2 protein-coding genes and 1 pseudogene are annotated in these 2,382 nt (G+C 68.1%); all 3 read right to left on the minus strand.

All coding sequences use genetic code 11. The annotated features are described in order from the left end of the window. Window positions 1-251, minus strand: a pseudogene (locus JF597_RS53560) (sugar ABC transporter permease); the annotation flags it as partial. Beyond that, window positions 248-1,543 (minus strand): extracellular solute-binding protein, encoded by a 1,296-nt coding sequence (locus tag JF597_RS53565; RefSeq protein ID WP_294014305.1) that lies wholly within the window; start codon window positions 1,541-1,543, stop codon window positions 248-250. The gene JF597_RS53565 and the pseudogene JF597_RS53560, both read right to left, overlap by 4 nt. A gap of 183 nt (window positions 1,544-1,726) precedes the next feature. Beyond that, window positions 1,727-2,005: a DUF3039 domain-containing protein gene (locus JF597_RS53570; RefSeq protein ID WP_057610823.1), complete on the minus strand. Its 279-nt coding sequence runs from the start codon at window positions 2,003-2,005 to the stop codon at window positions 1,727-1,729. Window positions 2,006-2,382 lie beyond the last annotated feature (377 nt).

Consider the following 2,382-nt stretch of genomic DNA (forward strand, 5'->3'; position numbering starts at 1 on the left):
CAGGCCGCCGCGAACAGCACGGTGGCCAGCAGCACCTGCCAGAACTCCGGGTCGGAGAACAGCGCCGAGTAGTTCCCGAACCCCTGGAAGGTGGTCGGTTCACCGCCGCTGACCTGAGCCTGGGTGTACTGGAAGAAGGAGATCAGGCCGAGCTGGTAGATGGGGTAGACGAGCAGTCCGCCGAGGACGACCAGGGCGGGGGCGAGATAGAGCCAGGGCGCCCGGGTGGCGCGGTGGGTCGCCGAGGTCACCCGACGGATCCGAACGCGTCGTTCATCTTCTTCGCCGCTTCCCCGGAGGCTGCCGCCACGCTCTTCTTGCCGCTGATGACCTCCTGGAACATCGTCGGCAGCACCAGCGAGGAGTCGATCTGCGACCACGCGGGCGACGCGGGCACGAACTTCGTTCCGGCCGCGAGAGTCTGCGCGAACGGCTTCACATACGGCTGCCGGGCCGCGACCCGCTGCCGGACGTCCGCGAAGGTCGGCAGGAAGCCCATCGCGTCGAACATCGACGCCTGCGTCTTCTTCGACGTGAGCTGTTCCATCAGCTCGACCGCCAGCGTCCGGTGGGACGTGCTCTTCAGCACCCCGATGTTGTTGCCACCGGCGAACGCGGGAGCGATCGACCCCGCGGAGACTCCGGGCAGGGGCACCACCGCGTACTTGCCCTTGACCTTCCCGGCCTCCACCGCCGTATGGCTGAAGTCACCCCCGATCGCCATTCCGGCCTTGCCCGCCGCGAACGCGGTGATCGTGTCGTTGCCGCCCATGCCGGCGCACTTCGCGGCGGGGCAGTTGTCGTCGGTGAAGAGCGAGGTGTACTCCTTGATGCCCTTCTGGGCGGCCGCGCCGGAGATCGCGGAGGCGTACGAGCCGCCCTTGCCGGTGGCGAGTTCGCCGCCGTTGGCCCAGATGAAGGGCATCGCGCCGTACGTGTAGGCGCCGCCGACGACCAGGCCGTACAACTCGGGCTCGGCGGCGCGGATCCTGCGGGCGGTCTCGGCCAACTCGGCCATCGTTCTAGGTACTTGCAGACCGAGTTCCTTGAAGACGTCGGTCCGGTAGTACAGCGCGCGGACGCCGACGTAGAAGGGCGAGCCGTACACCTTCCCGTCCACGGTGACCGATGTCCTCGCGGTGGGGTCGGTGTCCTTGGCCTCGTTCCAGGCGCCGAACTCCTTGGTGACGTCGAGGAGTCCGCCGTCCTTCACATAGCCGGCGGTGTCGGTGTTGCCGTACTCCATCACGTCGGGCGCGGAGGACGGGTCGTTGAAGGCGGCCTTGACGCGCTGGGCGCGGGTCTCGATCGGGATGTACTCGACGGCGACCTTGGTGCCCTCGTGGGCCTTCTCGAAGGCGGCGACGGCGGCGTCGACGACCTTCTTCTTCGGCTGGTTGCCGACTTCCTGGAAGAGCCAGACGCGCAGGGTGCCGGTCTTGTCGTCCTTGTCGGAGGAGGAGTTGGAGGAGGTCTGGGGGGCGCAGGCCGTGACGACCAGGGCCGTCAGAAGCAGGGCGGGCAAGCGGGGGGAGAGCTTCATGGAGTCGATCCTCCGGGCGCACGTTGCAACATATGCAATGACGGTTTCGCTCAACGCAACGGAGGCTATGGCTTGCATGAACACGCCCACAAGAGGTCTCAACCAATTCGTGACACGCACGAGGCCCCTGGGGCGCGCGGAACGCGCCCCAGGGGCCTCGTGAAGCTCAGCCGGGCAGCGGGCCTACTTGTCGCCGCCCTTGTCGTCGTCCCCGGAGCCCATGGACTCGTAGATCTCCTTGCACATGGGGCACACGGGGTACTTCTTGGGATCGCGGCCGGGCACCCACACCTTGCCGCACAGCGCCACGACGGGGGTCCCGTCGAGGGCGCTCGCCATGATCTTGTCCTTCTGGACGTAGTGGGCGAAGCGCTCGTGGTCGCCGTCGCCGTGGGACACCTGCGGCGTCGGCTCTACGAGGGTCCCCGTACCAGTCCCGCGCTCGGGCTCGAGAGTGCTCATACGGCCAAGAGTAATCAACCGCCGGGAACTATGGATCCCTGGCTTGTACAACGAGTGGCACGGGAGGTGATGCCGCGCTTGGGTCCGGTCCCGCCTCGCCACAACTCCCCCGCGCGGGCGCGAATGTTGCGAGCAGCCGGAGCGGGTGGCCCGTCGGGGCTTGGGGAACCGCACCCGCTCGCGGACGCCGGACAGATCCTCCAGGGCAGCCCCGCGACTGCGGCCTTGCCCGAGGCTGCCGCTCCTGCTCCGGAGCCGGCTCCCGCTCCGGCCCGGCACGCGAATACGACTGATCTCCCGCCCGGCCACGATGCCCGTGCGAGCCCCGCTTCAGGCGCTCGCACTAGAGATCCACCGCGCTCGATCAGTTGAGCGAA

It is taken from the genome of Streptomyces sp. (assembly GCF_019510245.1).
Classification (GTDB): domain Bacteria; phylum Actinomycetota; class Actinomycetes; order Streptomycetales; family Streptomycetaceae; genus Streptomyces.